The following is an 845-nucleotide window of genomic DNA, read 5'->3' as shown; positions in this document are numbered from 1 at the left end:
GTTAACACGTTAAGAGAATTCTTAAGAAGAGATGTTGAAAAAATTTCAAGTAAAATAGATGAGGATGATCGTTTCCCCAGAGATCTAGTTAAAAAACTAGGAGAACTAGGCTTTCTTTTACCCCTATATAATGGTCTATCGCATTACGACATGTTAATTATATTAGAGGAGATTGCAAAGGTTAGCGGATCTTTAGCGTTAATAGCGGATGCCCAAGGAGAGCTAGCTGGAGAGATGTTAAGACTCTACAGTAATGAAAGTCAAAAGAAGAATTACTTAGATCCGATAGCAAAGGGGGAAATGATAGGTAGTTTTGCATTATCAGAGCCTTCCGGTGGAAGCGATGTAGGAAATATGAAAACTAAGGCTGAGAAGGATAACGGTTCGTGGAAGATTAAAGGACATAAGATGTGGATAACGCAAGGTCTTTACGCAGATGTTTTCGTTACTATAGCTAAAACAGGGGATACTAGGAGAGAATTATCAGTTTTTTTAGTACCTAGGGATGGTTGCATTGAGACGAGAAAAATTGAAGTAATGGGTAATAGGGGAACCGGTACTGCTGAGGTGATCTTTCACGATTGCAAAGTATCTAACGATAACGTGATAGGGGAGATAAATAATGGCTGGAATATGGTCAACTCTGTCCTAGAAGTAGGTAGGTTAGCTATAACGGGAATAGCTATTGGTTTAGCTGAGGCTTCATTGGAAGAGGCTCTAAATTGGGCTAGATCTAGAGAAGCGTTTGGAAATAAGCTTTATGATTTTCAAGGAATTAGGTGGTATTTTGCTAACTCAGTAGCTAAGATTAATTCGATAAGGGCATTGGCAAAAGAGGTTAGTAA

Annotated in this window: 1 protein-coding gene; it reads left to right on the top strand. The window is 38.5% G+C overall.

Features of this window, described 5'->3' with window-relative positions:
• A partial coding sequence (locus tag DMP16_RS10310) for an acyl-CoA dehydrogenase family protein (protein WP_143577225.1) occupies positions 1-845 on the top strand: 845 nt, incomplete at both ends.

It is taken from the genome of Sulfolobus sp. B1 (assembly GCF_007050195.1).
Lineage (GTDB): Archaea > Thermoproteota > Thermoprotei_A > Sulfolobales > Sulfolobaceae > Saccharolobus.
This window is presented reverse-complemented; position numbering and strand designations above follow the sequence as displayed.